At 56.2% G+C, this 23791-nt stretch carries 19 protein-coding genes and 2 riboswitches; of the genes, 14 read left to right on the top strand and 5 right to left on the bottom strand.

Going from position 1 to position 23791, the window contains the following annotated elements:
* Positions 1 to 159 precede the first annotated feature (159 nt).
* From ACFSW5_RS14820 to ACFSW5_RS14810, 3 genes are all read left to right on the top strand, one after another.
* The gene (locus tag ACFSW5_RS14820; RefSeq protein WP_379274493.1) at positions 160 to 357 is read left to right on the top strand and encodes a hypothetical protein; all 198 of its coding nucleotides are present in this window, start codon (positions 160 to 162) and stop codon (positions 355 to 357) included.
* A gap of 389 nt (positions 358 to 746) precedes the next feature.
* Positions 747 to 2285, top strand: coding sequence for a glutamine-hydrolyzing GMP synthase (gene guaA / locus ACFSW5_RS14815; protein ID WP_379274491.1), 1539 nt, complete (start codon positions 747 to 749; stop codon positions 2283 to 2285).
* 563 nt (positions 2286 to 2848) lie between these two features.
* Positions 2849 to 2949: riboswitch (purine riboswitch) on the top strand.
* A 127-nt stretch (positions 2950 to 3076) separates the two neighbouring features.
* Entirely contained in the window at positions 3077 to 4462 is a 1386-nt protein-coding gene (locus tag ACFSW5_RS14810; RefSeq protein WP_379274489.1) for an NCS2 family permease, read from the top strand.
* Between the two features lie 55 nt (positions 4463 to 4517).
* Here the strand turns inward: ACFSW5_RS14810 and ACFSW5_RS14805 are convergent, their stop codons facing one another.
* From ACFSW5_RS14805 to ACFSW5_RS14790, 4 genes are all read right to left on the bottom strand, one after another.
* Positions 4518 to 5411, bottom strand: a complete 894-nt coding sequence (locus ACFSW5_RS14805) for a hypothetical protein (protein ID WP_379274486.1) — start codon at positions 5409 to 5411, stop codon at positions 4518 to 4520.
* A 252-nt stretch (positions 5412 to 5663) separates the two neighbouring features.
* On the bottom strand, positions 5664 to 7169 hold the full coding sequence (locus ACFSW5_RS14800) for a DHA2 family efflux MFS transporter permease subunit (RefSeq protein WP_379274484.1): 1506 nt from the start codon (positions 7167 to 7169) through the stop codon (positions 5664 to 5666).
* A gap of 422 nt (positions 7170 to 7591) precedes the next feature.
* Complete coding sequence (locus ACFSW5_RS14795) at positions 7592 to 8683, bottom strand: phosphodiester glycosidase family protein (RefSeq protein WP_379274482.1); 1092 nt, start codon at positions 8681 to 8683, stop codon at positions 7592 to 7594.
* Positions 8680 to 9111, bottom strand: a complete 432-nt coding sequence (locus ACFSW5_RS14790) for a hypothetical protein (protein WP_379274479.1) — start codon at positions 9109 to 9111, stop codon at positions 8680 to 8682. Before ACFSW5_RS14790 ends, ACFSW5_RS14795 begins: the two co-directional genes overlap by 4 nt.
* A 413-nt stretch (positions 9112 to 9524) precedes the next feature.
* On the opposite strand from ACFSW5_RS14790, the gene msrA reads away from it, so the two are divergent.
* From msrA to ACFSW5_RS14760, 6 genes are all read left to right on the top strand, one after another.
* Positions 9525 to 10490: a peptide-methionine (S)-S-oxide reductase MsrA gene (gene msrA / locus ACFSW5_RS14785; RefSeq protein WP_379274477.1), complete on the top strand. Its 966-nt coding sequence runs from the start codon at positions 9525 to 9527 to the stop codon at positions 10488 to 10490.
* Positions 10491 to 10496: 6 nt separating this feature from the next.
* Positions 10497 to 10772, top strand: a complete 276-nt coding sequence (locus ACFSW5_RS14780) for a Fe-S cluster assembly protein HesB (protein WP_379274475.1) — start codon at positions 10497 to 10499, stop codon at positions 10770 to 10772.
* 82 nt (positions 10773 to 10854) lie between these two features.
* Positions 10855 to 11427 (top strand): nitroreductase family protein, encoded by a 573-nt coding sequence (locus ACFSW5_RS14775; protein ID WP_379274473.1) that lies wholly within the window; start codon positions 10855 to 10857, stop codon positions 11425 to 11427.
* Positions 11428 to 11914: 487 nt separating this feature from the next.
* Complete coding sequence (locus ACFSW5_RS14770) at positions 11915 to 12367, top strand: MarR family winged helix-turn-helix transcriptional regulator (protein WP_379274471.1); 453 nt, start codon at positions 11915 to 11917, stop codon at positions 12365 to 12367.
* An 11-nt stretch (positions 12368 to 12378) separates the two neighbouring features.
* Positions 12379 to 14007: an MDR family MFS transporter gene (locus ACFSW5_RS14765; RefSeq protein ID WP_379274469.1), complete on the top strand. Its 1629-nt coding sequence runs from the start codon at positions 12379 to 12381 to the stop codon at positions 14005 to 14007.
* Positions 14008 to 14283: 276 nt separating this feature from the next.
* A complete protein-coding gene (locus tag ACFSW5_RS14760) occupies positions 14284 to 16452 on the top strand; it encodes an acyltransferase family protein (RefSeq protein ID WP_379274466.1) in 2169 nt (722 codons plus the stop codon).
* Between the two features lie 102 nt (positions 16453 to 16554).
* On the opposite strand, the gene ACFSW5_RS14755 is transcribed toward ACFSW5_RS14760, so the two are convergent.
* On the bottom strand, positions 16555 to 17856 hold the full coding sequence (locus ACFSW5_RS14755; protein WP_379274463.1) for a glycosyl hydrolase family 18 protein: 1302 nt from the start codon (positions 17854 to 17856) through the stop codon (positions 16555 to 16557).
* 283 nt (positions 17857 to 18139) lie between these two features.
* Positions 18140 to 18239, top strand: a riboswitch (purine riboswitch).
* A 374-nt stretch (positions 18240 to 18613) separates the two neighbouring features.
* On the opposite strand from ACFSW5_RS14755, the gene purE reads away from it, so the two are divergent.
* The 5 genes from purE (at position 18614) to purS (ending at position 23787) form a co-directional block, all read left to right on the top strand.
* Positions 18614 to 19099, top strand: a complete 486-nt coding sequence (gene purE / locus ACFSW5_RS14750; RefSeq protein ID WP_379274461.1) for a 5-(carboxyamino)imidazole ribonucleotide mutase — start codon at positions 18614 to 18616, stop codon at positions 19097 to 19099.
* Positions 19096 to 20268 carry a 5-(carboxyamino)imidazole ribonucleotide synthase gene (purK, locus tag ACFSW5_RS14745; RefSeq protein WP_379274459.1) on the top strand — a complete coding sequence of 391 codons (1173 nt, stop codon included), beginning with the start codon at positions 19096 to 19098 and terminating at the stop codon, positions 20266 to 20268. Before purE ends, purK begins: the two co-directional genes overlap by 4 nt.
* A gap of 7 nt (positions 20269 to 20275) precedes the next feature.
* The gene (purB, locus tag ACFSW5_RS14740; protein WP_379274457.1) at positions 20276 to 21571 is read left to right on the top strand and encodes an adenylosuccinate lyase; all 1296 of its coding nucleotides are present in this window, start codon (positions 20276 to 20278) and stop codon (positions 21569 to 21571) included.
* A 469-nt stretch (positions 21572 to 22040) separates the two neighbouring features.
* Positions 22041 to 22934, top strand: a complete 894-nt coding sequence (locus ACFSW5_RS14735; protein ID WP_379274455.1) for a phosphoribosylaminoimidazolesuccinocarboxamide synthase — start codon at positions 22041 to 22043, stop codon at positions 22932 to 22934.
* Positions 22935 to 23544: 610 nt separating this feature from the next.
* Positions 23545 to 23787, top strand: coding sequence for a phosphoribosylformylglycinamidine synthase subunit PurS (gene purS / locus ACFSW5_RS14730; protein ID WP_379274453.1), 243 nt, complete (start codon positions 23545 to 23547; stop codon positions 23785 to 23787).
* The last annotated feature ends 4 nt before the right edge of the window (positions 23788 to 23791 follow it).

Genomic DNA, 23791 nt, shown 5'->3' with positions numbered 1-23791 from the left:
GGCGAGCCGGAGGCGACGCCGGGCGGTGCCCGCGGGCTACGCCCGGGGCGCTGGCGCAAGGCGGCGCCGCCGCGGGGGCGGGGCGGCAGCCTGCCGGGCGGGCTGCACCGCAGGTACGCTCGGGTCTCCGCCGTTATCTGGCGGCAGCTATCCCGGCGGGTGAACGCCCGCAGCACTCAGCAGACGTCGCGCGAATACGCCGAGCTTGTCGCCGCTCGTCTGCCTAAGCCGCGTGCCGAAGCGCTGCGCCGGTTCGTCGTTTGGGATGACGCAGCCAAATTCGGGCGCAAAGACCGATGGGAAGCGCCAAGCCCGGCCGAGCTGGAGGCGGTCGCCCGCGAGCTGACGGGCAAATAACGAATTTAGCGGGCCTAATGGCTCCGTGCCAAAGCATGGCAGCGGAGCCGTTAGCCTTTTTTTCGGTTCGGTAAGCATAAATTCCGTTTCGCGCCGGTTCGGAATGCTTTTCCTGCGTATCGTTTTCCGGCTTATCGAAAGGGTCTTCCGGTCTATATGAAAATCCGCCGCCCGAAGCGGCCGGTTTTCATGGAAATACGCTCGATCAAGCAGCCTGAACTCCCCGCCCGACGGCTCTTCCCCGGGTGGAGACAACGGAGCCGTTACGGCTCGGGCGCACGGCCCCTCCCATTCTCCGCAAAGGGCATATCTATCCAGCTTCAGGCTCCTTGACTCGCTTAAATCGCGTTATATATAATGAACTACATGAATTGAGGGAGGCTCGGTTAATGACGAAACCACAAGAAATCATCGTTGTTCTCGACTTCGGGGGACAATACAATCAGCTGATCGCTAGACGCATCCGCGACTTGGGCGTATACAGCGAGCTGCTGCCGTTCAACACGCCGGTGGAACGGATCCGCGAACTGCAGCCGAAAGGCATCGTGTTCTCGGGAGGACCGGCCAGCGTTTACGAGGAAAATTCCCCGCTCGTCGATCCGGCGATTTACGACATCGGCGTGCCGATCTTGGGCATCTGCTACGGCATGCAGATGATGTCGCACCAGCTGAGCGGCAAAGTGGAGCGCGCGGGCAAGCGCGAGTACGGAAAAGCGGAAGTGGACTTCGAGGAAAGCTGCGCGCTGACGCAAGGATTGGACAAGCGTCAAACGGTATGGATGAGCCACGGCGACCTTGTCGTGGAGCTGCCGGAAGGCTTCCGTCTCGACGCCAGCACGGAGCATGCGCCGATTGCGGCGATGAGTCATCCGGAACGCCGCTTTTACGCGGTGCAATTCCACCCGGAAGTGCGCCACTCGGTTTACGGCAACGATATGATCCGCAACTTCTTGTACAACGTGTGCCAATGCGAAGGCAACTGGACGATGGAATCGTTCATCGAGGATACGATCCGCGAAATTCGCGAGCAGGTGGGCGATCAGAAGGTGCTGTGCGCCTTGTCCGGCGGCGTGGATTCTTCCGTCGTGGCCGTCCTGTTGCACAAGGCGATCGGCGATCAGCTGACGTGCATGTTTATCGACCACGGCTTGCTCCGCAAAGGCGAAGCCGAAAGCGTGATGGAGACGTTCGCCGGCAAGTTCGACATGAAGGTCGTTAAGATCGACGCGCGCGAGCGCTTCCTGGGCAAGCTTAAAGGCGTGGACGATCCCGAGCAAAAGCGGAAAATCATCGGCAACGAGTTCATTTACGTGTTCGACGAAGAGTCCGCCAAGTTCGACGACTTCGCGTTCCTGGCGCAAGGCACGCTGTACACGGACATTGTCGAAAGCGGCACGGCGACCGCGCATACGATCAAGTCCCACCACAACGTGGGCGGTTTGCCGAAGGACATGAAATTCAAACTGGTCGAGCCGCTTAAAGCATTGTTCAAGGACGAAGTGCGCAAAGTCGGCGAAGAATGCGGCCTGCCGAGCGAAATCGTATGGCGCCAGCCGTTCCCGGGTCCGGGCCTGGCGATTCGCGTATTGGGCGAAGTGACGGAAGAGAAGCTGCACATCGTGCGCGAATCCGACGCGATCCTTCGCGACGAAATCGCCAAAGCGGGTCTCGACCGTGAGATTTGGCAATATTTCACCGCGCTTCCGGGCATGAAGAGCGTAGGGGTAATGGGCGACGCTCGAACCTACTCTTATACCGTCGGCATTCGCGCCGTTACGTCGATCGACGGCATGACGGCGGACTGGGCGCGTATTCCGTGGGACGTGCTGGAGAAAATTTCGGTTCGGATCGTCAACGAGGTCGACAACGTCAACCGCGTCGTTTACGACATTACGTCGAAGCCGCCGGCGACGATCGAATGGGAATAACAATAAGCTGAAGCAATGAACAAGCCCCGCTAGGGACGGTTGTATGGCCGTTTTCCTCGCGGGCTTTTTTATGCTCGGCGGCATATTCGGGCGGATCGGGCGCACAAATGCACCACATTGGGGTGTCCGGAGCCGCTTCCGCGCAATGAGGTGCACATTTGCACTAGAGTGAGACGTGCGTGGCTGTATCCGCGTCAAGGAGGTGCACTGTTGCACTACAGTAAGGTATCCGGAGCCGTTCCGCATCAATGAAGTGCACATTTGCACCACAATAAGGTGTCCGTGAGCGTTTCCGCACGAATGAGGTGCACAAATGCACCACAATAAGGTGTCCGATGCGGTGTCCGCGCCGATATGGTGCACTTATGCACTACGTGCGCCGCTTCGGCATCATACCTGCGGGAGTCTACTTGGTTTGTGAATACGGCTCTTCGGGGCTTTGCCTTCAAATCCCGCCGTTCCCTCAAACTGCCATTAATGCGAATGATAACGGCAGGAGATGTCGAAAATGTTCGCTTTTTGTATTGACAGCTCGTCCAAAATACCTATAAAATGAGTAACGGAAATCAATAGCATATACTCTTCGTATAATCCGGGGAATCGGCCCCGGAGTTTCTACGAGATCACCGTAAATGATCTGGCTACGAAAAAAAGGAAAAGTCCGCATTGGTCCGGGCGGTATACTTTTCCCGTTTTTGCAAAGCCTAGGTGAACATGCGTCCCGCATATGCCTCAGGCTTTTTTTGGTTTTGAACCGATTCGATCAGAACTTGGGAGGGTAAAAAACAGGTATGGAACGATTGTTTCGCCTAAAAGAACTCGGCACCAACATCAGAACGGAAATTATGGCCGGTCTGACCACCTTCATGACAATGGCCTATATCTTGGCCGTCAATCCGCTTGTGCTTACGCCGTCCGGCTTGAGCTGGGACAGCGTGTTTCTCGCGACCGCGCTTGCGGCCGGCATTTTTACGATATGCATGGGCTTGTTCGTGAACTTTCCCGTTGCGCTCGCTCCGGGGATGGGTCTTAATGCCTACTTCGCATCGACGGTCATCGCTTCGCAGGCGACCGGCAAACCGATCGATCCGGCCATCGGCCTGACCGCGGTATTCGTATCCGGCATCATTTTCATTATTTTGACGGTCACGCAAATTCGCCAAATGCTGATTACGGCCGTTCCCGACAGCCTAAAAAACGCGATCACGGTCGGCATCGGCCTCTTTATTACCGTCATCGGCCTGAAGGGCAGCGGTATTATGTCGATCGCCGTGCAGCCTTTCAACGCAATTGAACAAGGCGCGTATACGCATGTCACATCGAACGAGACGATTCTCGGCATCGGCAGCCTGACGGACCCTACGGTCGTCATGACGCTTGTCGGCCTTCTGCTTATCGCAATTCTGATGGTGCTGAACGTGCCCGGCGCGATTCTGTGGGGCATTCTCGGCACGACCGTCATCGCGATGCTGGCCGGCCAAGTCGATTTCCAAGCGACGCTTTCCGGCAAGTCTTGGGTGCCCGATTTCAGCCAGCTGAACTTCCTCCATTTCGACTTCCAAGGCATGTTCGAGGTGGGCCTCATTACCGTTATTTTGACCTTTACGTTCGTGGAGCTGTTCGATTCGTTCGGCACGCTCGTCGGCACGGCTAACCGCGCGGGTCTTATGAAAGACAAGGAAGCCGGCCGCAAAAAAGTCGGCAAAGCGATGTTCGTCGACGCCATTGCGGTCAGCGGCGGCGCGGCTCTCGGCACGTCTACGGTAACGGCTTTCGTCGAAAGCTCCGCGGGCGTCGCGCAAGGCGGACGTTCCGGCCTGACCGCGGTGACGACGGGGATTTGCTTCCTGCTCTCGCTGTTCCTCTCGCCGATCGTAGCGCTTATTCCGGCTTCGGCCACGAACGCGGCTCTGATCATCGTCGGCGTCATTATGATGCAGGCCGTTAAAGAAATCGAATGGGCGGATCTCGTATATGCGATTCCGTCGTTCCTGACGATTACGTTCATGCCGTTTACGTACAACATCGCGAACGGAATTTCGTTCGGCATCGTAACGTTCGTCGTGCTGGCGGCGCTCGCCAATCTGTCCGGCAAAGGCAAATACAAGATTCATTGGCTCATGTGGATATTGGCCGTTCTCATTTTGGCCCGTTACATCTTTATGGGCGGAGAGTAAGGCTTAGACGATATAAAAAAAAGCCCGTCTGTGGGACCGCAGGCGGGCATTTTTTTCAGTCGAGGGAGGCTGCTTTCCCGTTTCCCTTCATCGGCTTTTTCTTTTTCCACTGAAAGGGCGTATACATGAACAGCCGGAAGAAACTCATTCCTTTATGGTTTTCCGGACAGTGTTCAAATGATTTATATTTTGTTTTTCGATGCTCGGTTTTGCAATATCGGCACAGATATACCCCCGTTTCGGGAACATAATCGTCGGCTTTGTAATGTCTATTATCTGTTTTCTGACGTACTCGGCCTAAGATGTATTCCACCAGTTTTATGACATACCGGGGGGCAATCACGATAGAGACAAGACTGCACACAACCAAAATGGCAATAAGGATAACTTCCGGTTTTCCGTATGTAAAGAGGAGAAGACTGGCCCAAAAAGCAATCGTTAAAGCAAATATGATATTGCCGATGTTAATCCATATCCGGCCGCTGCGGCTTGCGATCCGGCTTTTAAAGTGACTGAAATAACGGTCATCGATCGTTTGAAGCTCCGTGAACTCCTTTCTTGTCAAAGCTTTTACTTTATTTCTCAATGCTTCATATTCTTGTTCTTTTCCTTTGTCCCATTTTTGACCGGCTAGTACGGCTTTTTGGCTTTCCTCCATTCGAATCAAATCGGTAAAATCGGCATGCAGGTCCGTAGAAATAAGATGATTGTATTTTCGAAGCAGTTCTTTTATTTCAGGCGTGATAAGGTCTCTTTCCGCCGACCTCAGACCCAATTCAAGGTTAAGCGGGGAATAGATTTTTTCAAGCTTCTCATTGATGGTCTTGTGAAAGTTCGCTTGTTTATCGGATCTGTTTTTCGAAATGTTGATGAATGATTGAATAAACAAACTGATCACGGCAACTGCAGCGGCAATAATAGCGGATATGATTGGGGCATCTAATTTCATCACGTCACCTCGCGGGTTCATTCTGTTATCCTCGTATTCCTATAAATCGTCAAATCCTTTGTTTGATTTAAGTCCGTGAACATCGGATGCGTTGGAGCCATACAAAAAAACGGCCGTTAGCCCCGAGTTCGGGACTAACGGCCGTTTTTGAATGTTTATCAGCGCTATTTATTTCGCGGACGCTGCCGCATCTGCAGCCGTTGCAGGCGCATGCTTGCGCTCAAATATAAGGATTTATGAGTTTTTCACATTTCATTGCTTTATATTTCTCGCCGAAACGGTTCGTCCTTTGAGCAAGGACGACGAAGTCGTTTCTGCTTGCTCTGCAGGTTTGACCCGCTTAATAAAGAATGCGAGAACAAGCGAGACGGCGATCATCCAGGTGGCGACGACAAACGAATAGTTAATGCCGTGCACCATCGCATTCCGGGTCACTTCCGCCATTTGCAGCTTATCGTCGGGGTTGACGCCTCCCGTTGCCAGCACTTCCTTGACGCGGGCCGCCGTTTCGTTGCTCATGACGGTAACGAGGAACGCGGTGCCGAGAGCGCCGGCCACGTTCCGGAGCGTCTGCTGCATGGCCGAACCGTGCGCGTTAAGCCGCTGCGGCAGCTGGTTCATGCCGGCCGTCTGGATCGGCATCATCAGCATCGACATCCCGAACATGCGCAGCGTATACATGAGCATAATGTGCGCATAAGTCGTTTCGGTCGTCAATTTACTGAATTCGTAAGACGTGACCGTCGTAATCAGAAGACCGATCACTGCAAGCCAGCGAGCCCCGATTTTGTCGAAAATAATGCCGGTAATCGGCGACATGATGCCCATCAGAATAGCGCCCGGGAGAAGAAGCAGGCCCGATTCAAGCGGCGTGAAGCCGCGGATTTGCTGCAAATAGATCGGCAGCAGAATCATGCCCGAGAACATCGCCATCGTCACGATGACGTTAATGACGGTCGTAAGCGAGAACATGCCGTATTGAAATACGCGGAACTCCAGTATCGGCTTCTCGGCCGTAAGCTCGCGCCAGATGAACATCGCCAGCGCCACGACGCCGACCGCCAGGCTGACGATGACGCGAATATTGCCCCATCCGTCGTTGGCCGCGTCGCTGAACCCGTACAGCAGACCGCCGAAGCCCAGCGTCGACAAGGCGACGCCGAGTACGTCCAGCTTCGGATCGGACTTGCGGGTTACGTTCTTCATCGAGAAGGCGCCGAATACGAGCGCCAGGACGGACAGCGGCAGGACGATATAGAACAATACCCGCCACGATTGATGCTCCACGATCCAGCCGGACAGCGTTGGGCCGACAGCAGGGGCGAATATCATCGCAAGCCCCATCGTGCCCATCGCTTTGCCGCGCTGCTCGACCGGGAAGATAGTCAGAAAAACAAGCGACATCAGCGGCATCAGAATGCCTGCGCCGGCCGCCTGAACGAGACGGCCCGTCAGGAGCAGTCCAAAGTTCGGCGCGACGGCGCTGACGATCGTACCCAAGGTGAACAAGCCGGTGGCCCAGATGAACAGCTGCCGGGTCGTAAAACGGTCGATCAGGTAAGCGCTGATCGGAATCAGGATGCCGTTGACCAGCAAATAGCCGGTCGACAGCCATTGCACCGTGTTGGCTCCGATGCCCAGATCGTCCATAATGCTGGGGAGCGCGACGTTCAGAAGCGTCTGGCTGAGCAGCGCGACGAACGCGGCGATCAGCAGGGACGCTACGATCGGTCCCCTTCTAATAGCTGATTGAGTCATGTTCGATTACCTCTTTCATTATTGTGTAATATCGTTTTGAAGAAACAGTGCGGATTATTGCATCGAATGGAACAAAGCGCGGTTAGTTTCGCGGGACTGTACTGGCGTCTATGTACGGCTGCCCTCTTCAATAGGTATCTTCCCCCGGAAAATAGTTTAGCGCTAAACTATTTCGATGACACATATTATAGAAACAGTTACTTGTATAAGTCAAACGCTTTTTTGGCTGGATAGATGGCGCCGTTCCAAGGGGGAAGTGCCGAATCGCCGTAATCGTACGCATGGTTGCGCTTCCATTAATAGTCATTCATTTTTGCCGGTTAGTCCGGCCGCCGGCAGGGGGCAGTTATAAGCCATAAGGAAGCCCTGTCCTCTCCCTGGCGTATTTCGCACGGGGAAGACAGGGCTTGGACGGCAAGCGGTTATCTAAAAAACAAAAAATGAGTAGGCAGCGCCCGCATCTGCCCGTCCGACGGCTTGTTGATCAGCTTGCCGTTAAATACGAGGGTGGAGGAGCCGCCCCCGTCGAGGTTATAGCCGTCGACCGCGCCGTAGCGCTGAAGCAGGATCTGCATCTCCTCGAGCGTGGCGCCGGAGCTGCCGTTCTCGTCGTAGCCGTCGACGACGAGAAAGAGCAGCTGATCGTCTTTGTAATTGGCGACAACCGTTCTTGGCGCCCGGGCCGGGCTTGTCTGCCATTTGACCGGGATCGGCTGCTTGACGCCGTTTTTGAGCAGCACGGGCACGAACGACGCGCCGAAACGGACATGCTCCGCGTCCAGCTCTTCCTTGCTGGTGAATTTCCCGCCCACCAGCTCGTTGTCCTCGTTTAAGCCGACAAAAAAGAGATCGGCATACGAAGCTTCAAAACCGTTAACGTATTCGCCGTCTACGATCGTCGTGCTGAGCGGATAACGTTTGCCGCCGCCGTCGGCGAAGCCGCCGGCATTGACGCCTGCGGCGGCGCCAAGTCTCTGAACGGCGCTCAAGGTCGTTTCCGCGCCGCCGAATTTGTCCTTGCCGAGCGCCATGTCCATCGCTTTGTCCGTTTTCAGCTTGACCTTCATGGCATAGCCGCTGAAGTTCTGCGCATTTATGTAGAACAGCTGCGCCCTCAAGTTGCTTGAATTGATGGTGGCTGCCGGTTTGCCCAGCTTCGCCGTCACGTTGTTGTCGTAAATGATTAACGGCCTCTCCGCTTGCGCCGCCGCCGTCTTGACGATCGACGCGATGCTGGCGTTCGTTTTGTTGTACAGCTCGACCTGCTTCTTGAGGGAGGCGCTTGTTTGCTTGGCGGACGCTTCCGCCTCCCCGAGGCTTGCGAGCAGCTTCTCCGCCGTCGAAGACTCGCCTTCCGGCGATTCGGCTTGCGCGGCGGCGCCAACGCTTTCCTCGGGAAAAGCCGCCTCCGACAGCTCGATCGTGCTGCTGGACATCAGCAGCCAGAACAGGATGCCAAGGAACGGGGTAACCGCGAGCAGCATCATTCGGTTAAGTTGTTTTACGGGATTCATTTCAGCACTTCCAAATTTTTTTGCAGCGCGGCCAGTTGCTTCTTCACTTCGTTCAGCTGGGTATACAGCTTGTTGCTGTTGTCGGTCTTGGTATCGACATTATCCTTTGTAAAGGTTAGCAGCTCGTTTAATGCGTCTACCTTCGTCTGAAGCTCCGCCAGCTGCGCCTCATAGCTTTGCTGCAGCGTCGTCATCCGGGCTTCGTAATCCGCCTGCAGGGCGGCGATTTGGCTTGCGGTCTGCTTCTCCAGCTCCGCCGTAATTTGGCGTTTCATATGATTGGAATAGAGGACGGCCCCGCTTATGCCGGCCCCAAGCAGAAACATCCATACGGCAAGAAACGCCAGGAATGCTCTGTTCTCCCGCCTTTTGCGCGGCTTGCGCCCGGACATGCCGGGAGCTGTCGTTTCGATCGGAAGATCGTTCATGTGTATCGTTCACCTCTCCTCGCACGAATAGCCGAACGTACAGGAAGGCTGAACGCGCTGTTGCTGTGCGGATATTTGTTGGATGCTTATTCACCGTGAAACGGTTCGTCCCGATAAGACCGTCGTTCAATCGTTGATGCTTGGCCCGGTTACGTTTAAAAAAGACGAAGCGGCGGACAAAAAGTTGCAGGACGTCCCTTATTGTAGCAGAAAAGAACGGCGAGCGGCTTTGCCGACATGTGGAAATTCCGGGAACGCCGTTTCTCCGTTCCGGCTCCCTAACGGCCAAAAAGGCCGGCGGGAAAAAAAAGTTGGCTGCCGCCATTAGGGAGATAACGAACAATCATGTATAATAAGCTTGCTAACGTTTAACGTTGTTCAAACGCGATAACAGGACAGGAGGATGAGCATAGATGAGCCACACCGAACGCGCGATATTCGCCGGAGGCTGCTTCTGGTGCATGGTGCAGCCGTTCGAGGAGATGCCGGGCATCGTATCGGTCGTCTCCGGGTATACGGGGGGCGATAAGCCGAACCCGACTTACGAGGAAGTATGCTCCCATACGACCGGGCATACGGAAGCGGTGGAGATTACGTTCGATCCCGCCGTGTTCCCTTACGAGAAGCTGCTCGACATCTTCTGGAGACAGATCGACCCGACCGATGCCGGCGGGCAGTTCCACGATCGGGGCGATTCTTACCGGACGGCGATTTTTTATACGACGGAGGAGCAGCGGGAGCAGGCCGAGCGGTCCAAGCGGGAGCTGGAGGAGAGCGGCCGCTTCGACAAGCCGATCGTCACCGAGATCGTAAAGGCGGGTCCTTTTTATCCGGCGGAGGAATACCACCAGGACTATCACAAGAAAAATCCGTTCCGCTATAAAATGTACCGCAAAGGCTCGGGGCGCGACGCTTTTATCGCGAAGCACTGGAAAATGAAAAAGGACGAAGCCGAGCTTCGCCGCCGCTTGACCGACCTGCAATACGAGGTGACGCAAAACAACGCGACGGAGCGTCCGTTTACGGGAGAATATTGGGATCACAAGGAGGAGGGGCTGTACGTCGACATCGTCTCCGGCGAGCCGCTGTTCAGCTCGAAGGACAAATTCGATTCCGGCTGCGGCTGGCCCAGCTTTACGAAGCCGATCGCCCCGTCTTCCGTCACCGAACATCTCGATACGAGCCATTTCATGGTTCGGACCGAAGTGCGCAGCAGCGAAGGGGACTCGCATCTCGGCCACGTCTTCGACGACGGGCCGGCCGACCGCGGGGGCTTGCGCTACTGCATCAACTCGGCGGCTTTGCGCTTTATTCCGAAAGACGATTTGGAGAAGGAAGGCTACGGCGCCTATCGAAGCTTGTTTGAACGCGGGGAGTGAGACATAATGGCACTTACGGTAACGGCTGCGGCTGTCGATTGTTTTAAGAAGGAATGGGGCTTCGGCGAAGGCGAGAACATTCGCATCTTCGTCCGGTACGTCAGCGGCGGCCGCGAGCCTTATGCGCTTGGCATTACGCGCGACGACCCGATCAACGCCGCGTTGTCGACGAGCGAAGGCGGGCTGCGCTTCTATATGGAAACCAACGATGTCTGGTTTCTGGAGGGCCGGGATTTGACGATCGACGCTTCCGGCGAAGATATTGTATTAAAGACGGGCTAAACGATTCTATATAAGTTGAACGAAGAGGCTTCGATCCTTAAGTTCAGCTTATACATATTGAAAACATGGGAGAGATGAAGCGATGAACGTATACGAAGCGATTCGGACTCGCCGATCGATCGGGCGCGTGAAGAAGGACCCGGTTCCGCGCGAGGCGGTTGAACGGGCGCTGGAGGCGGCTTCTTGGGCGCCAAGCCACTTTAATACGCAGCCGTGGAAATTTATTGTGATGACCGGGGAAGGCCGGGCCAAGCTGGGCGAGGGCTACGCCCTTGTCGCCGCTCCTTCGTTCGAAGGCTTAAGCGCCGAGGAGCGGGAAGAGAAGCTGGCGAAGGAGCGTGCGAAGGCGTTCCGGTCGCCGGTCGTCATCGCGGCGGTCTGCTCTCCGTCGGACGATAAGCGCGCGCTGTTTGCGGAGGAGCTCGCGGCGAGTCATGCCGCCGTTCAAAACCTGCTCTTGGCGCTTCACGCGGAAGGGCTTGCCGCCATCTGGCGCTCCGGCGATCCGATGTACGATCCGGCCATGAAGCGGCCTTTCGGGTTATCCGAGCGGGAGCAGCTTGTCGGCTTGATCTATGTCGGTTATCCGGACATGGATCCGCCGAACGTTACGCGCAAGCCGGCATCGGATAAAACGGTGTGGATCGAACAATAGCATAGGCGCAGCCAGACGACTTCATCGTCCGGATCGAAGGAAGTAGCGCAACCGGCCCTTGCCGCAAGGGCCGGTTTTTTATTTTTGCGGAAAAGCGGAAACGGCTTGGCGCATCGGTACGGGATGCCTGTGAACAAAAAATAACGGACAATAGGGCATAATTGGGTAAATACCAACATAACGGAAGGGATATGTGGATATCCTTGTGGATATCCACTATGCATTGGGGACAAATGTGGACAATTGTGAACGGATTGTGGGCAAACATGTGGATAAGTCAATCCAAAGACGTATTAACTCTATGCACGGTGACGTTGGTCATGCGCGCTTGACTTGCCTATTGTCCAAGAGGTATAGTAGTTAATGTTTAATTTCTAATTAATTTAGTTCTAAAACAATTAGAAGTTAAATAAATCGATCCATTCAGACGACTGCTTGAAAGTTCAACAGCCGATAAACGGACATGCGGAAAGGAGGAGCTCCTGGGATGACGGATAAAGAAGACCTGTTTCAAGTGACGACGATGTTCCGGACGCTTTTGAGAAGCATCACGCAAGAGTGGAACAAACGCGGGAATGAGTACAATTTAACGCTCCCGCAGTTTAAGATGCTTTACATTCTGGATAAAAGCGGACCGCAAAGCGTATCCCAGCTTGCGGAAGCCATGACGATTACGCCGGCCGCGATAACGGGCATTTCCGACAAGCTGCTTGCCGAAGGCTTCGTGCTTCGGGAACGCGGGGAAACGGACCGCAGAGTCGTCTATATTACGCTTACCGACAGCGGCAAGCGCGTCCTCGACCAAGTGTACGAAAGCCAGAAGGAAGCGCTGAACACATTCTTCCATTTGCTTCCGGAAGAGGACATTCAGCATCTGAAGCGGATTTTCGGCCGGATGCTTTCGAACATAGAGAACAAACAAGACAGTCATGAGAGGTGAACTTACTCGTTATGGAGCATTTATCCAACAAGCGTAAGCTTACGGTTATGATCGGCATCATGGCCGCCATGTTTTTTGCCGCCATCAACCAGACGATTACAAGTACGGCGATGCCGCGCATTATCGCGATACTCGACGGCATGGACTACTATACATGGACGATTAATATTTATTTGCTTACGTCCACGATTGCGACCATTCTGGTCGGAAAGCTGTCCGACATGTTCGGCCGCAAGCCGTTCATATTGACCGGCATTCTTTTGTTTATGATCGGCGCTTTTTTAACGGGCACATCGGATAACGTATATCAATTTATTATTTATCGAGGGATACAAGGGGTTGGCGCCGGCATTATCCAGTCAACGGCATTTACGGCCGTAGGCGACTTGTTCCCGCCGCGCGAACGCGGCAAGTGGATGGGGCTTATGACCGCCGTATTCGGATTTTCCAGCGTCCTTGGGCCGACGCTTGGCGGTTATCTGATCGACCATCTGGATTGGCATTGGCTGTTCTGGATTTTCCTTCCGCTCGGCATTATCGCTTTTGTCATGATTATGCTCCTGTTCCCGAAAGTGGAGCGCCGGAGAGGCGAAAGCATCGACTATATCGGCTCGTTGTTCCTGACGACGACGGTCGTGCCCCTTCTGCTTGCGTTCTCCTGGGCGGGAACGGAATACGATTGGGATTCGGCGCAAATTATCGGCCTATTGGCTGCAACCGTCGTGTCCGCCTTGATTTTCGTTTTCGTTGAATCGAAGGTGAAGAACCCGGTTCTTCCGCTGCATCTGTTCAAAAACGGCATCGTGACGATTTCGAACGTCATCGGCTTTATTATGAACTTTGGCATGATGGGCGCGATGATTTACATTTCGTTTTTCGTGCAGGGCGTGCTTGGCATTTCGGCCACCTACGCCGGTTACGTGACGATGCCGATGTCGATCTTCATGGTCGTGACGTCGGCCGTTACGGGTCAGCTTATCGCAAAGAGCGGCAAATACAAACGGTTTACGCTGATCGGCATGCCGATCATGATCGTAGGTATGGCGCTTATGGTCATTATGGACAACATCGTGCTCGCCGTATTGAGCATGGTTATATTCGGCGTCGGTCTCGGCCTGGGCATGCCGGCGTTCTCGCTGGCGACGCAAAACGCGGTTTCGCATAAGGAGCTTGGCGTCGTAACGGCATCCTCCCAGCTGTTCCGGAACTTGGGCGGCACGATCGGGATTGCGGTGATGGGGACGGTCATGTCGAACAGCCTGGCCAAAAACCTGAAGGAAGCGATGACTTCGCAGGACGCTCCGGATTTCAGTCAGCTGGATCCGAAGATGGCCGAGCAAATGGTCGCTTTCGCCAATCCGCAGACGCTTATGAACAAGCCGTTGATCGAGCAAACCGAAGCGAGCCTGCCGGCGGACGCGCTGCCGCTGTTCCAGCAAATGATCCAAAACATTCGCGACGCGCTGGGCGACACGTTGTCTCTCGTGTTCCTGACGGGTACTTTGGTTACGGTCGTGGCCCTAATCCTCGCTTTCTTCCTGAAGGAGATTCCGCTCCGTTCGTCCAACCAGGAAGCCGGGGCGCAGGGAGGCGGCGGAGAAGGCAGTCCCGCGGCGGCAATGGCTACCGACAAAGCTTAACGATAGAAACGCATGCGAATAGATAAGTTGCGAGGGAAACGGCCTGTTTATTAGCGGGTCGTTTCTTTTTTTGCAAGGCGCAGCGCTCGCTTGTTTTCGTTATTTAGGGGGGTAAGGTATCCGGTCTTCTGTAACTCATTTGTAACGAAATGGACGGGCACGCGGTCCTATACTGGATGTACAAGAACTTTTAAGGTAAAGTGAATCATTATTCAGGAAAGAGGCCGTGCAAGAAATGAACGACAACAGGGGCACATTCAGAGGAGAGCGTTACGTATGCCAAGGCCGGTGAACAATAGCGGGAACTACATCCCGGGCCTTGACGGGCTGCGGGCGTTGGCGGTTTTGGCGGTCATTGCGTATCATTTGGGGTTGAAGGGGCTGCCGGGCGGATTGCTTGGCGTCAGCGTGTTTTTTACGCTGTCGGGTTATTTGATAACGGATTTGATGCTTGGGGAGCGAAGCCGAACGGGAACGATCGATATGAAGCGGTTCTGGATCAGACGGGCTCGCCGGCTGCTGCCGGCGATGCTGCTTATGCTCGCGGCCTTATCGGGCTTCTTGCTCGTTACCGATCCATCAAGGCTTGCTTCCTTGCAAGGCGAGATTGCCGCTTCGCTTTTATACATAACCAACTGGCGGCAAATTTTTCATGAAGTATCGTATTTCGAAAGCTTCGGTCCGCCGTCCCCGATCGGCCATCTTTGGTCGCTTGCGGTGGAAGAGCAATTTTATTTGTTATGGCCTCTGCTTGTGCTTCTCCTGCTTCGTTTCAAGCCAAGGCGCGGCACGATGGCCGGTTTCGCGCTTGTGCTGGCTGCGGCTTCGGCAGCCGCGATGGCTTATCTGTACGATCCGGATAGCGACCCGAGCCGGGTCTATTACGGAACGGATACAAGGGCGTTCGGGATGCTGCTGGGCGCCGCCCTCGCATTCGTCTGGCCGAGCCGGAAGCTGGCGGGCCGGACAGCGGTCGGCCGCGGCACCCGTCTTGCGCTCGACGGAGTCGGAGCGGCTGCCCTTGCCGCCCTTGCCGTCATGATGGCGACCGTCGGGGAATACGATCCGTTCCTGTACCAAGGCGGCATGGTGCTGCTGTCGGTTGCGACGGCGGCGGTCGTGGCCGTTATCGTCCATCCGGCCGGCAAGGTTGGCGCTTTGCTCGGCTGGAAGCCGCTGCGATGGCTTGGCGTTCGCTCCTACGGCATCTACCTCTGGCATTATCCGGTCATTGTGTTGTCGACGCCGGCTGTCGATACGGGCGACGCACATCCGGTTCGCAGCCTGCTGCAGCTGCTGGCGACGCTGGCGCTGTCGGCTTTGTCTTGGAGATTCATCGAAGAGCCGATCCGTCAAGGCGGCATCGGCAAGATGCGGCAGCGGCTGGCGAAGCCGGGAAGGAGGACGGTGCGGCTTGCCTTCGCTTCCGCAGCCGGACTAACGGCTATGGTGCTCGGATTGTTCGTCAGCGTCGAGAAGCTGGTGCCGGAAATTACGAAGGCTGCTTCTTCGCAAGCGGAGGAGGAGTTCGACACGGTATCCGGTCATACGGCGGCGCTCCATAACGGCGCGGGCGGCTTATCGGATGACGCCCACGGCACCGCCACCGTGCCACCGGAGGCCGGAGTGAAAGGCCCCGCCGGCGGTGCGGCTTCTGTCGCGAAGCCGGGAGGCGATGCGGCGGGAGCGAAGGAGCCGGATCCCGGCACGGGAGCCGGCAAGGCGGGCGGCGAGGCGGGCCCGGCTGGGACGCCCGAGCCGCCGGCCGGGCCGTCTCCTTCGGCAACGCCTGCGGGCGAGGGGGGCGTCCCCGGAAGCTCGGCGGGAGGCGGTCCGGAGGGAGAGGGCACGCCGCCGCCGGCTGCCGAAAGCCCTGCGGCGTCCGCATCGCCGGGAGCAACCGCGCCGCCGTACGGCGATGCGGACGGAGCCGAGAAGCCGTCGCCCGGCGCAACGGACGGCGCGCTGGAGGCGGTTCGCTCCGGGGAGCATATGACGGCGCTGGGGGATTCGATTATGCTCGACATCGAGCCGTATTTGTCGGAGCTGCTGCCCGGCATCGCGATAGACGGCAAAATCGGCCGCCAATTCCGCGAAGCGAACGATATCGCGGCCGAGCTGGCAGCCAAAGGCAAGCTGGGGGATTATGTCGTTATCGCGCTTGGCTCGAACGGAGCTTTCAGCCAGAAGCAGCTCGACACGCTGATGGCTACGTTAAAGGACGTCAAGCAGGTGCTGCTCGTGAACACCCGCGTTCCGCGCGACTGGCAGGATAAAGTCAATGAGATGCTGGACGAGGCGGAGGGCGATTACGATAACGTCAAGGTGGTTGATTGGTACGCCGCTAGCAAAGGGAAAGACGAGTATTTCGCCAAAGACGGCGTTCATTTGAACAAAACCGGATCGATCGCGTATGCGGCGCTGATCGCCGATGCGTTGGACTGATTAATCCATTCGATTTCTCCATGAAGGGACCTAAACGAAACGGGACGCTTCCTTCGGAAGGCATTTGGCCTTGCGAAGGAAGCGTCCCGCTTTTTTTTGCGGTCAGGAGCCGGCGGATCGTTTCGCGATATGAAAGTTGGCGTTTAACACGTACCAATTCTGGGCGAACGAAACGCCCAGCACCCAGAAGCTGACGCCGCGAAGGCCGTACGTTTTGACCAGATTGTATTTCGCCTGCACGCTTCGCGCGTCTTCAAACCAGACGATGTGCTCCTTGCCGCTGCCGTCGTAATACGTATAGTAAGGCGACTCCGCCTGCTCGTCGTATTGGATGGCGGCTCCCATGCGCACGGCCCGGTCGACCGCCTCCTTATGGCTGAGCGTCTCGGCGGTCGTTCCTTCCGCGTACGGAAGCGTCCAGTCGTAGCCGTAGAGCGGCATGCCCATCAAGATTTTGTCCGGAGGTATGACGGATACGGCGTAACGGACCACTTTGTTGACCTCGTTCAGCGGAGCGACGGCCATCGGCTTGCCGCCGAACCAGCCCCATTCGTACGTCATCAGGATGACAAAATCGACGATTTTTCCCTGCGCCGCGTAATCGTGCCCTTCGTATAGAAGCCCTTGCTGGGCGGAGCTTGTTTTGGGAGCCAGCGCCGAAGACACCAGATAGCCGTAATGGTGAAGCGTATCGGTCAGCTGCCGCAGCAGCGCGTGATACCGTTCCTTGTCGGCCGCCGGCACATATTCGAAATCGACGTTCAGCGCGGTATAACCTTTGGCTTGCATAACGGATACGACGTTTGCGATAAGCCTGCTTCCGGCGTTCGCGTCGTTCAGCAGCCGGCTGACGATATCCGAATCGAAGGTGCCGCCGACGAAATTGGAGATGACCATCATCGGGGCGGCGCCGCCGTCCAGAGCCGCTTGGATCAAAGCGGCATCGTCCAGGGCGGCAAGCGAGCCGTCGGACGAGACCGCATAGCTGAACGGACTCACATATGTAAGGGAAGCGGCATTGTTCCGGACTTCCGCTTCGCCGGCAGAGCCGGGCTGGACATACCCGTTCGCTTCGATCGTCGGTTTCGTTTCGGCGGGGATGCTCAGCATCGAACCGGCGGAAGCCAGCGCCGGATTAAAAATGCCGTTTTGCTGCATTAAACTTTTTAAAGAAACGCCGTATTGGTTGGCGATCGACGACATGCTTTCGCCTCCGGCCACCTGATGCGGCTCGTTTCTTGCGGCTAAGCGATCGTCCGTTCCGGGAATGACGATCGCTTGGCCGACCGCAAGCGCGTCCGGGTCCGTCAAGCCATTGACGTCCGCCAGCCGCTCGGCCGTAGTGCCGTACCGCCGGGCCAAGCGCCACAACGTATCTCCTTTCCGCACGACAACGATTCGCACCTCGGCTGCCCCTCCTTTGCCCGGATAACCTTTCTATCCTTTATATATGTATTCATCCGCTCGGCAATCTCATGCTTTTTTTCATGTGCATGGCTTGCGTGAAGAGGGCACAATACAATATAGAGGCGAAGCGGTGCGGCGGGAACAACCGCGGACTTTCAGATAAAAGCGAACTTTAATAAATCATGTTATATTTAATGTTCGTATTTTTTCGTATTTTCATTGACAGTATGCAGGCGATTGGATAAACTAAAGGAGTTCGTGGCGGCGTTAATTTCCGCTTAACTAAATAGATTAATAAACTCGTATATCTTCGGGAATCGGCCCGAAAGTTTCTACCCGAGAACCACAATTTTCGGACTACGAGCTTGGTGGAACAATTTGTCAGGTTGCCTCTTGCGGAGGCAGCCTTTACTCGTCTTTTCGGCGAAGGCTTGGAAACGGATTGAAATTTCCGGAATGCCTCCCTGAAAAGCCGAACATTGCTCCCGCCAACGGCGGATTGGCGCGCGTTCGTTCGCGAACGCGGGACAAGTCCCGCTTGCTCGGGTCCGGCGGCCACTGACGCGACGAATGTTCGTCGGCGATTGGCTGCAGGGCCTTTTTTTGAAATATTTGAGGAAATATAAGGATGAAGATTTCCATGCGCTTGCCTTATATTTTTCGCCGAGACGCCCGTTCTCCCGGAATGGTTGGACGAGCGTTTCGGCTAGAAACGAAACAAGCATACAAGTCTAACGAAAGAAGGTTTGATCTCATGTCTGCGATAGTGGGCGTCATTATGGGCAGCAAGTCGGATTGGGATACCATGAAGCTGGCTTGCGACGTTCTGGAGGAGCTTCAAATTCCGTATGAGAAAAAAGTCGTCTCCGCGCATCGTACCCCCGATTTAATGTTTGAATATGCGGAAACGGCCGCCGAACGCGGGCTTAAAGTCATCATCGCCGGAGCGGGAGGCGCCGCTCATTTGCCCGGAATGGTCGCCGCCAAGACGGCTTTGCCGGTCATCGGCGTGCCCGTTAAATCGTCGAATTTGAACGGATTGGATTCGCTCCTGTCCATCGTCCAGATGCCGGGCGGCATCCCGGTCGCGACCGTCGCGATCGGCAACGCGGGCGCCACTAATGCCGGACTGCTCGCGGCCCAGATGATCGGCGCTTTCGACCCGGCCGTGCAGGAGCGCGTCGCCGCCCGCAGGGAGCGGATCAAGCGGGACGTGCTGGAAAGCAGTGAGACGTTATGACGGATATGCTCGGCAAGAAGGCCCGTACTTTGCTGCCCGGCAGCACCGTCGGCATTCTGGGCGGAGGCCAGCTCGGACGCATGATGGCGCTCGCGGGCAGCGCGATGGGATACCGGTTCGTAACGCTGGATCCTACGCCTGAGTCGCCGTGCGGACAGGTGGCCGACCAGATCGTCGCCGCTTACGACGACCGCGAGGCGGCCCGCGAGCTGGCGCTCCGCGCGGACGTCATCACGTACGAATTCGAGAACGTCGACGCCGGCGTCGCCGCGATGCTGATGGAAGAATCGTACGTGCCGCAAGGCAGCGAGCTGCTGTACACGACGCAGCACCGGCTGCGCGAGAAGCGGGCGATCGAGGCGGCCGGCGTTCAAGTCGCTCCGTATCGCGAAATCCGCAGCGCGGAGGAGCTTCGGGAAGCGGCGGAGGCGTTTGGCTTCCCTTGCGTTCTGAAGACGGCGACCGGCGGCTACGACGGCAAAGGGCAATGGGTGCTCCGCGGCATGGACGAGGTGCCGGAAGCGTACGAGACGTTAAGCCGTGCCGGCACGCAGCTCGTGCTGGAGCGGTTCGTCCGCTTCGACAAGGAGCTGTCCGTCATTGCGGCCCGAAGCCCGCGGGGAGAGATCAAAACGTTTCCGGTTGCGGAAAACATTCATGTCAACAATATATTGCATCAGTCCATCGTTCCGGCGCGCATATCCGAGGATGTCCGGCGCGAGGCCGAGCGGCTTGCCGTACGGATCGCCGAAGGGCTTGGCGTCGTCGGGCTTATCGCGGTCGAGATGTTCTTGACGCCGGATGGCGAGCTGTTCGTCAACGAGCTGGCGCCCCGTCCGCACAACAGCGGGCATTATGCGATGGAAGCGTGCCGGACGTCGCAATTCGAGCAGCATGTGCGCGCGGTATGCAACTTGCCGCTTGGCGATACCTCGCTGCTTACGCCGGTCGTCATGGTCAACGTGCTTGGCCAGCATGTCGAGCCGCTGCTTAAGCGGATGGCGCTGATCGACGAAGCCGCGCCGCGTCTTGGCGTCGAGCCGAAGGTGCATCTGTACGGCAAGAAGGATGCGGTTGCGCAGCGCAAGATGGGACATGTCAACGTGCTTGCGTCCGGCGTGGACGCGGCATTGCAATGGATCGAAGAGACGAATATTTGGAAGGTGTGAACGAACGATGTTAGAGCGTTACAGCAGACCCGAAATGAGAGCAATCTGGACGGAAGAAAACAAATTCAAAGCTTGGCTCGAAGTCGAGCTGTGCTCCTGCGAAGCTTGGGCGGAGCTTGGCGTCATTCCGAAGGAGGATGTCGAAGCGCTCCGGAAAAACGCAAGCTTTAACATCGACCGGATCTACGAGATCGAGCAGGAGACGCGCCACGACGTCATCGCGTTTACACGCGCCGTCTCCGAGACGGTCGGCCCGGAACGCAAATGGGTGCATTACGGCTTGACGTCGACGGACGTCGTCGATACGGCCAACGGTTATTTGCTGCTTCAAGCGAACGCGATTTTGCGCAAAGACATTGAACGTTTCATCGGCATTTTGCGCGAGAAGGCGGTTCAATACAAGGATACGCCGATGATGGGACGCACGCACGGCGTTCACGCCGAGCCGACGACGTTCGGCCTGAAGATGGCCCTGTGGTACGAAGAAATGAAGCGGAACCTGGAGCGGTTCGACCATGCGGCTAACGGCGTGCAGTTCGGCAAAATTTCGGGTGCCGTCGGCACATATGCGAACATCGACCCGTTCGTCGAGCAATACGTGTGCGAGAAGCTGGGCATTACGGCGGCGCCGATCTCGACGCAAACGCTGCAGCGCGACCGCCACGCGGAATACATGGCGACGCTGGCGCTGATCGCAACGTCGCTCGACAAGTTCGCGACCGAAATCCGCGCCCTGCAAAAAAGCGAGTTCCGCGAAGTCGAGGAGCCGTTCGCCAAAGGGCAAAAAGGCTCTTCGGCCATGCCGCACAAGCGCAATCCGATCGGCTGCGAGAACATCTCGGGCCTCGCGCGCGTCATCCGCGGCCATATGGTTTCGGCGTACGAGAACGTGCCGCTCTGGCATGAGCGCGACATCTCGCATTCGTCCGTCGAGCGCGTCATCCTGCCGGACGCGACGATGCTGCTGAACTACATGCTGAATCGTCTCGGCAACATTATCGCCAATCTGACGGTATTCCCGGAAAACATGAAGCGCAACATGCAAGCGACGTACGGCGTGCCGTTCTCCGGCCGCGTCATGACGAAGCTGATCGACAAAGGCTTCAGCCGCGAGCAGGCGTACGACACGGTTCAGCCGCGCGCGATGCAAGCTTGGGAAGAGCAGCGCAAGTTCCGCGACATTATCGAAGCGACGCCGGAAATTACGAGCGTCCTGTTGCCGGAAGATATCGACGACGCCTTCAACCCGGCATGGCATCTGAAGCATGTCGATACGATATTCAAGAAGCTCGGGCTGATCTAGAGCCTCGCGCTTTTCGGCCGCAGGGCAAAAAAGCGCGAGGACAAGCGCATAAACGAGGGCCAGATAGCGGGCGAATCCGCCGCTCGCGGCTGCAGCTGTGCAGTAAGCGTGGAATTGAGAGGCCGTTAGGGAGCGGATCCGCCGTGACCCATCCAGCCCAAGCGCCCGATAACTGCAAATGTGCAGTCATTTTTCTGGGAAGTCGATCAGATAAACACGTTAACTGCAAAAGTGCGGCAAAGTGAGCGGAAGTTAGGCGAAACTCCGTTTTTGATCGGGTTTTTACTGCAATTTTGCATCAAATGTCGCTTGAAGAGCGAATATAGCCCGTAATAACTGCATTTTTGCATGAAACACGTATCTATATCCAACACGAAATGCAGGCTAATCTACGAACGGCTGGCCGATTTACATTCTAACATCTAATTCCTGCGCCCGTTGCGGGCGGAAATGAAGGAGGAGCAACCGGATGACTACAGGGCAGGCGGGGCTGTCCACTGCGGTGGATTATGTCAAAGCGCCTCTGGTGTACAAAGGCAAAGTGCGCGAGCTGTACGACCTCGGCGAGCATTATTTGATCGTCGTAACGGACCGCATCTCGGCCTTCGATTATGTGCTGGACCCGGCGGTGCCGGAGAAGGGGAACGTGCTGAACCGGCTGTCGGCTTTCTGGTTCGAGCAAACGGCAGGCATTATCGCCAATCATGTCGTCCATACCGACGTCGAAAAGCTGGAAGGCATCGTAACGGCTCCCGAGCTGTTGAAGGACCGGATCATGGTGACGCGCAAAGCGGAGCGCATCGATATCGAATGCGTCGTCCGCGGCTATATTACAGGCGGCGGCTGGAGACAATACCAGCAAACGTCATCGATCAACGGAATCGCGCTGCCTCCCGGCATGCGCAAAAACGACCGGTTCCCGGAACCGATCTTCACGCCGGCGACCAAAAACGACGTCGGCCATGACGAAGACATTCCGTTTGCGCGCATGGAGGAGCTTGTCGGCGCCCAGCTTGCCGCCGATCTTCGCGACCGGAGCATCCGGCTGTACGAATTCGCGCACGCTTATTGCGCGGAGCGGGGCATTATCCTTGCCGATTGCAAATTCGAGTTCGGCCTCATCGACGGCGAAATTATTTTAATAGACGAAATCTTCACGCCGGATTCCTCCCGTTTCTGGGCGCAGGACAAATACGCGCTGGACGTGGAAATCGACAGCATGGACAAGGAGCCGGTAAGAACGTACCTGCTCTCGTCCGATTGGGACCGGAACAGCAAGCCGGCTCCGCTTCCGGATCATGTCGTCAAGGCGACGACCGAGCGTTATCTCGAAATTTACCGCCGTCTCACCGGCGTGCAATAGATCGCGTCTTTATTCGAGTCAGCCCGCATTTAGCTGGGGCATTCGTCGTCCGCGCCAAGCGGGGACAGCCGAATAAGGCCGGGACCCTGCCGCGAATCGGACAAGCCCGCGAAGCTGTCTTCACGGAATTTGCCGCAAACAAAAGGCTGCCCGTAAAGCTAAGCGGCAGCCTAACCCATGCTCCACGCATCACCCGGCAAGGCGTTGGAGCGGTTATCGCGGTAAAGCGGGGGTGTCGCTCGGAGAGCGCCAGCGCTCGCCTTTGAAATCGGGCAATGTCCGAGCGGCGGACAAGATAAGTTGAAGCAATGAACTTTTCATGGCTAAGCCAAATGGAATGGAGAAAGGGAATTCCTTTGAGAGCGAGTTTGGGCTTTAAGTTTCTACCATCCGAAGGGCAAATATTAATGAAGAAACTTAAAACCAGATGTCTGAAGCATCAAGGGAATCCTTTTCGGAATGGAATGGCTGTCAAAGCATGAGTTCAACTTATATAAATTCAATTTTCCGATTTCAACAGCGACGAAAGAGGAATACCTTCACGCACTTAAGCCGCTATTTTCGCTCTTCCGCCGCCTTACCGGAAAAACTCATTATCAGGAGGTTACCCATGAAAGCAACCGTCTATGTCACAATCAAGCAAAACGTATTGGACCCGCAAGGCACCGCCGTACAAGGAGCGCTCCACTCGCTTGGCTTCAACGAAGCCAAAAAAGTGCGCATCGGCAAATATATGGAGATCGAGCTCGACACGAACGACCGAAACGAAGCGGAAGCTCGCCTGAAGGCGATGTGCGAGAAGCTTCTTGCGAATACGGTAGTGGAAGATTACCGCTTTGAATTGGAGGGCTAAGACG

Source organism: Paenibacillus thailandensis (assembly GCF_042685365.1).
Taxonomy (GTDB): domain Bacteria; phylum Bacillota; class Bacilli; order Paenibacillales; family Paenibacillaceae; genus Paenibacillus_AP; species Paenibacillus_AP thailandensis.
The sequence above is the reverse complement of the archived record's forward strand: the minus strand, read 5'-3'. Positions and strand labels throughout refer to the sequence as shown.

Coding starts and splice junctions, on each gene's coding strand:
- guaA (WP_379274491.1), top strand. CDS start 747: ATGACGAAACCACAAGAAATCATCGTTGTTCTCGACTTCGGGGGACAA.
- ACFSW5_RS14810 (WP_379274489.1), top strand. CDS start 3,077: ATGGAACGATTGTTTCGCCTAAAAGAACTCGGCACCAACATCAGAACG.
- ACFSW5_RS14805 (WP_379274486.1), bottom strand. CDS start 5,411: ATGAAATTAGATGCCCCAATCATATCCGCTATTATTGCCGCTGCAGTT.
- ACFSW5_RS14800 (WP_379274484.1), bottom strand. CDS start 7,169: ATGACTCAATCAGCTATTAGAAGGGGACCGATCGTAGCGTCCCTGCTG.
- ACFSW5_RS14795 (WP_379274482.1), bottom strand. CDS start 8,683: ATGAATCCCGTAAAACAACTTAACCGAATGATGCTGCTCGCGGTTACC.
- ACFSW5_RS14790 (WP_379274479.1), bottom strand. CDS start 9,111: ATGAACGATCTTCCGATCGAAACGACAGCTCCCGGCATGTCCGGGCGC.
- msrA (WP_379274477.1), top strand. CDS start 9,525: ATGAGCCACACCGAACGCGCGATATTCGCCGGAGGCTGCTTCTGGTGC.
- ACFSW5_RS14780 (WP_379274475.1), top strand. CDS start 10,497: ATGGCACTTACGGTAACGGCTGCGGCTGTCGATTGTTTTAAGAAGGAA.
- ACFSW5_RS14775 (WP_379274473.1), top strand. CDS start 10,855: ATGAACGTATACGAAGCGATTCGGACTCGCCGATCGATCGGGCGCGTG.
- ACFSW5_RS14770 (WP_379274471.1), top strand. CDS start 11,915: ATGACGGATAAAGAAGACCTGTTTCAAGTGACGACGATGTTCCGGACG.
- ACFSW5_RS14765 (WP_379274469.1), top strand. CDS start 12,379: ATGGAGCATTTATCCAACAAGCGTAAGCTTACGGTTATGATCGGCATC.
- ACFSW5_RS14760 (WP_379274466.1), top strand. CDS start 14,284: ATGCCAAGGCCGGTGAACAATAGCGGGAACTACATCCCGGGCCTTGAC.
- purE (WP_379274461.1), top strand. CDS start 18,614: ATGTCTGCGATAGTGGGCGTCATTATGGGCAGCAAGTCGGATTGGGAT.
- purK (WP_379274459.1), top strand. CDS start 19,096: ATGACGGATATGCTCGGCAAGAAGGCCCGTACTTTGCTGCCCGGCAGC.
- purB (WP_379274457.1), top strand. CDS start 20,276: ATGTTAGAGCGTTACAGCAGACCCGAAATGAGAGCAATCTGGACGGAA.
- ACFSW5_RS14735 (WP_379274455.1), top strand. CDS start 22,041: ATGACTACAGGGCAGGCGGGGCTGTCCACTGCGGTGGATTATGTCAAA.
- purS (WP_379274453.1), top strand. CDS start 23,545: ATGAAAGCAACCGTCTATGTCACAATCAAGCAAAACGTATTGGACCCG.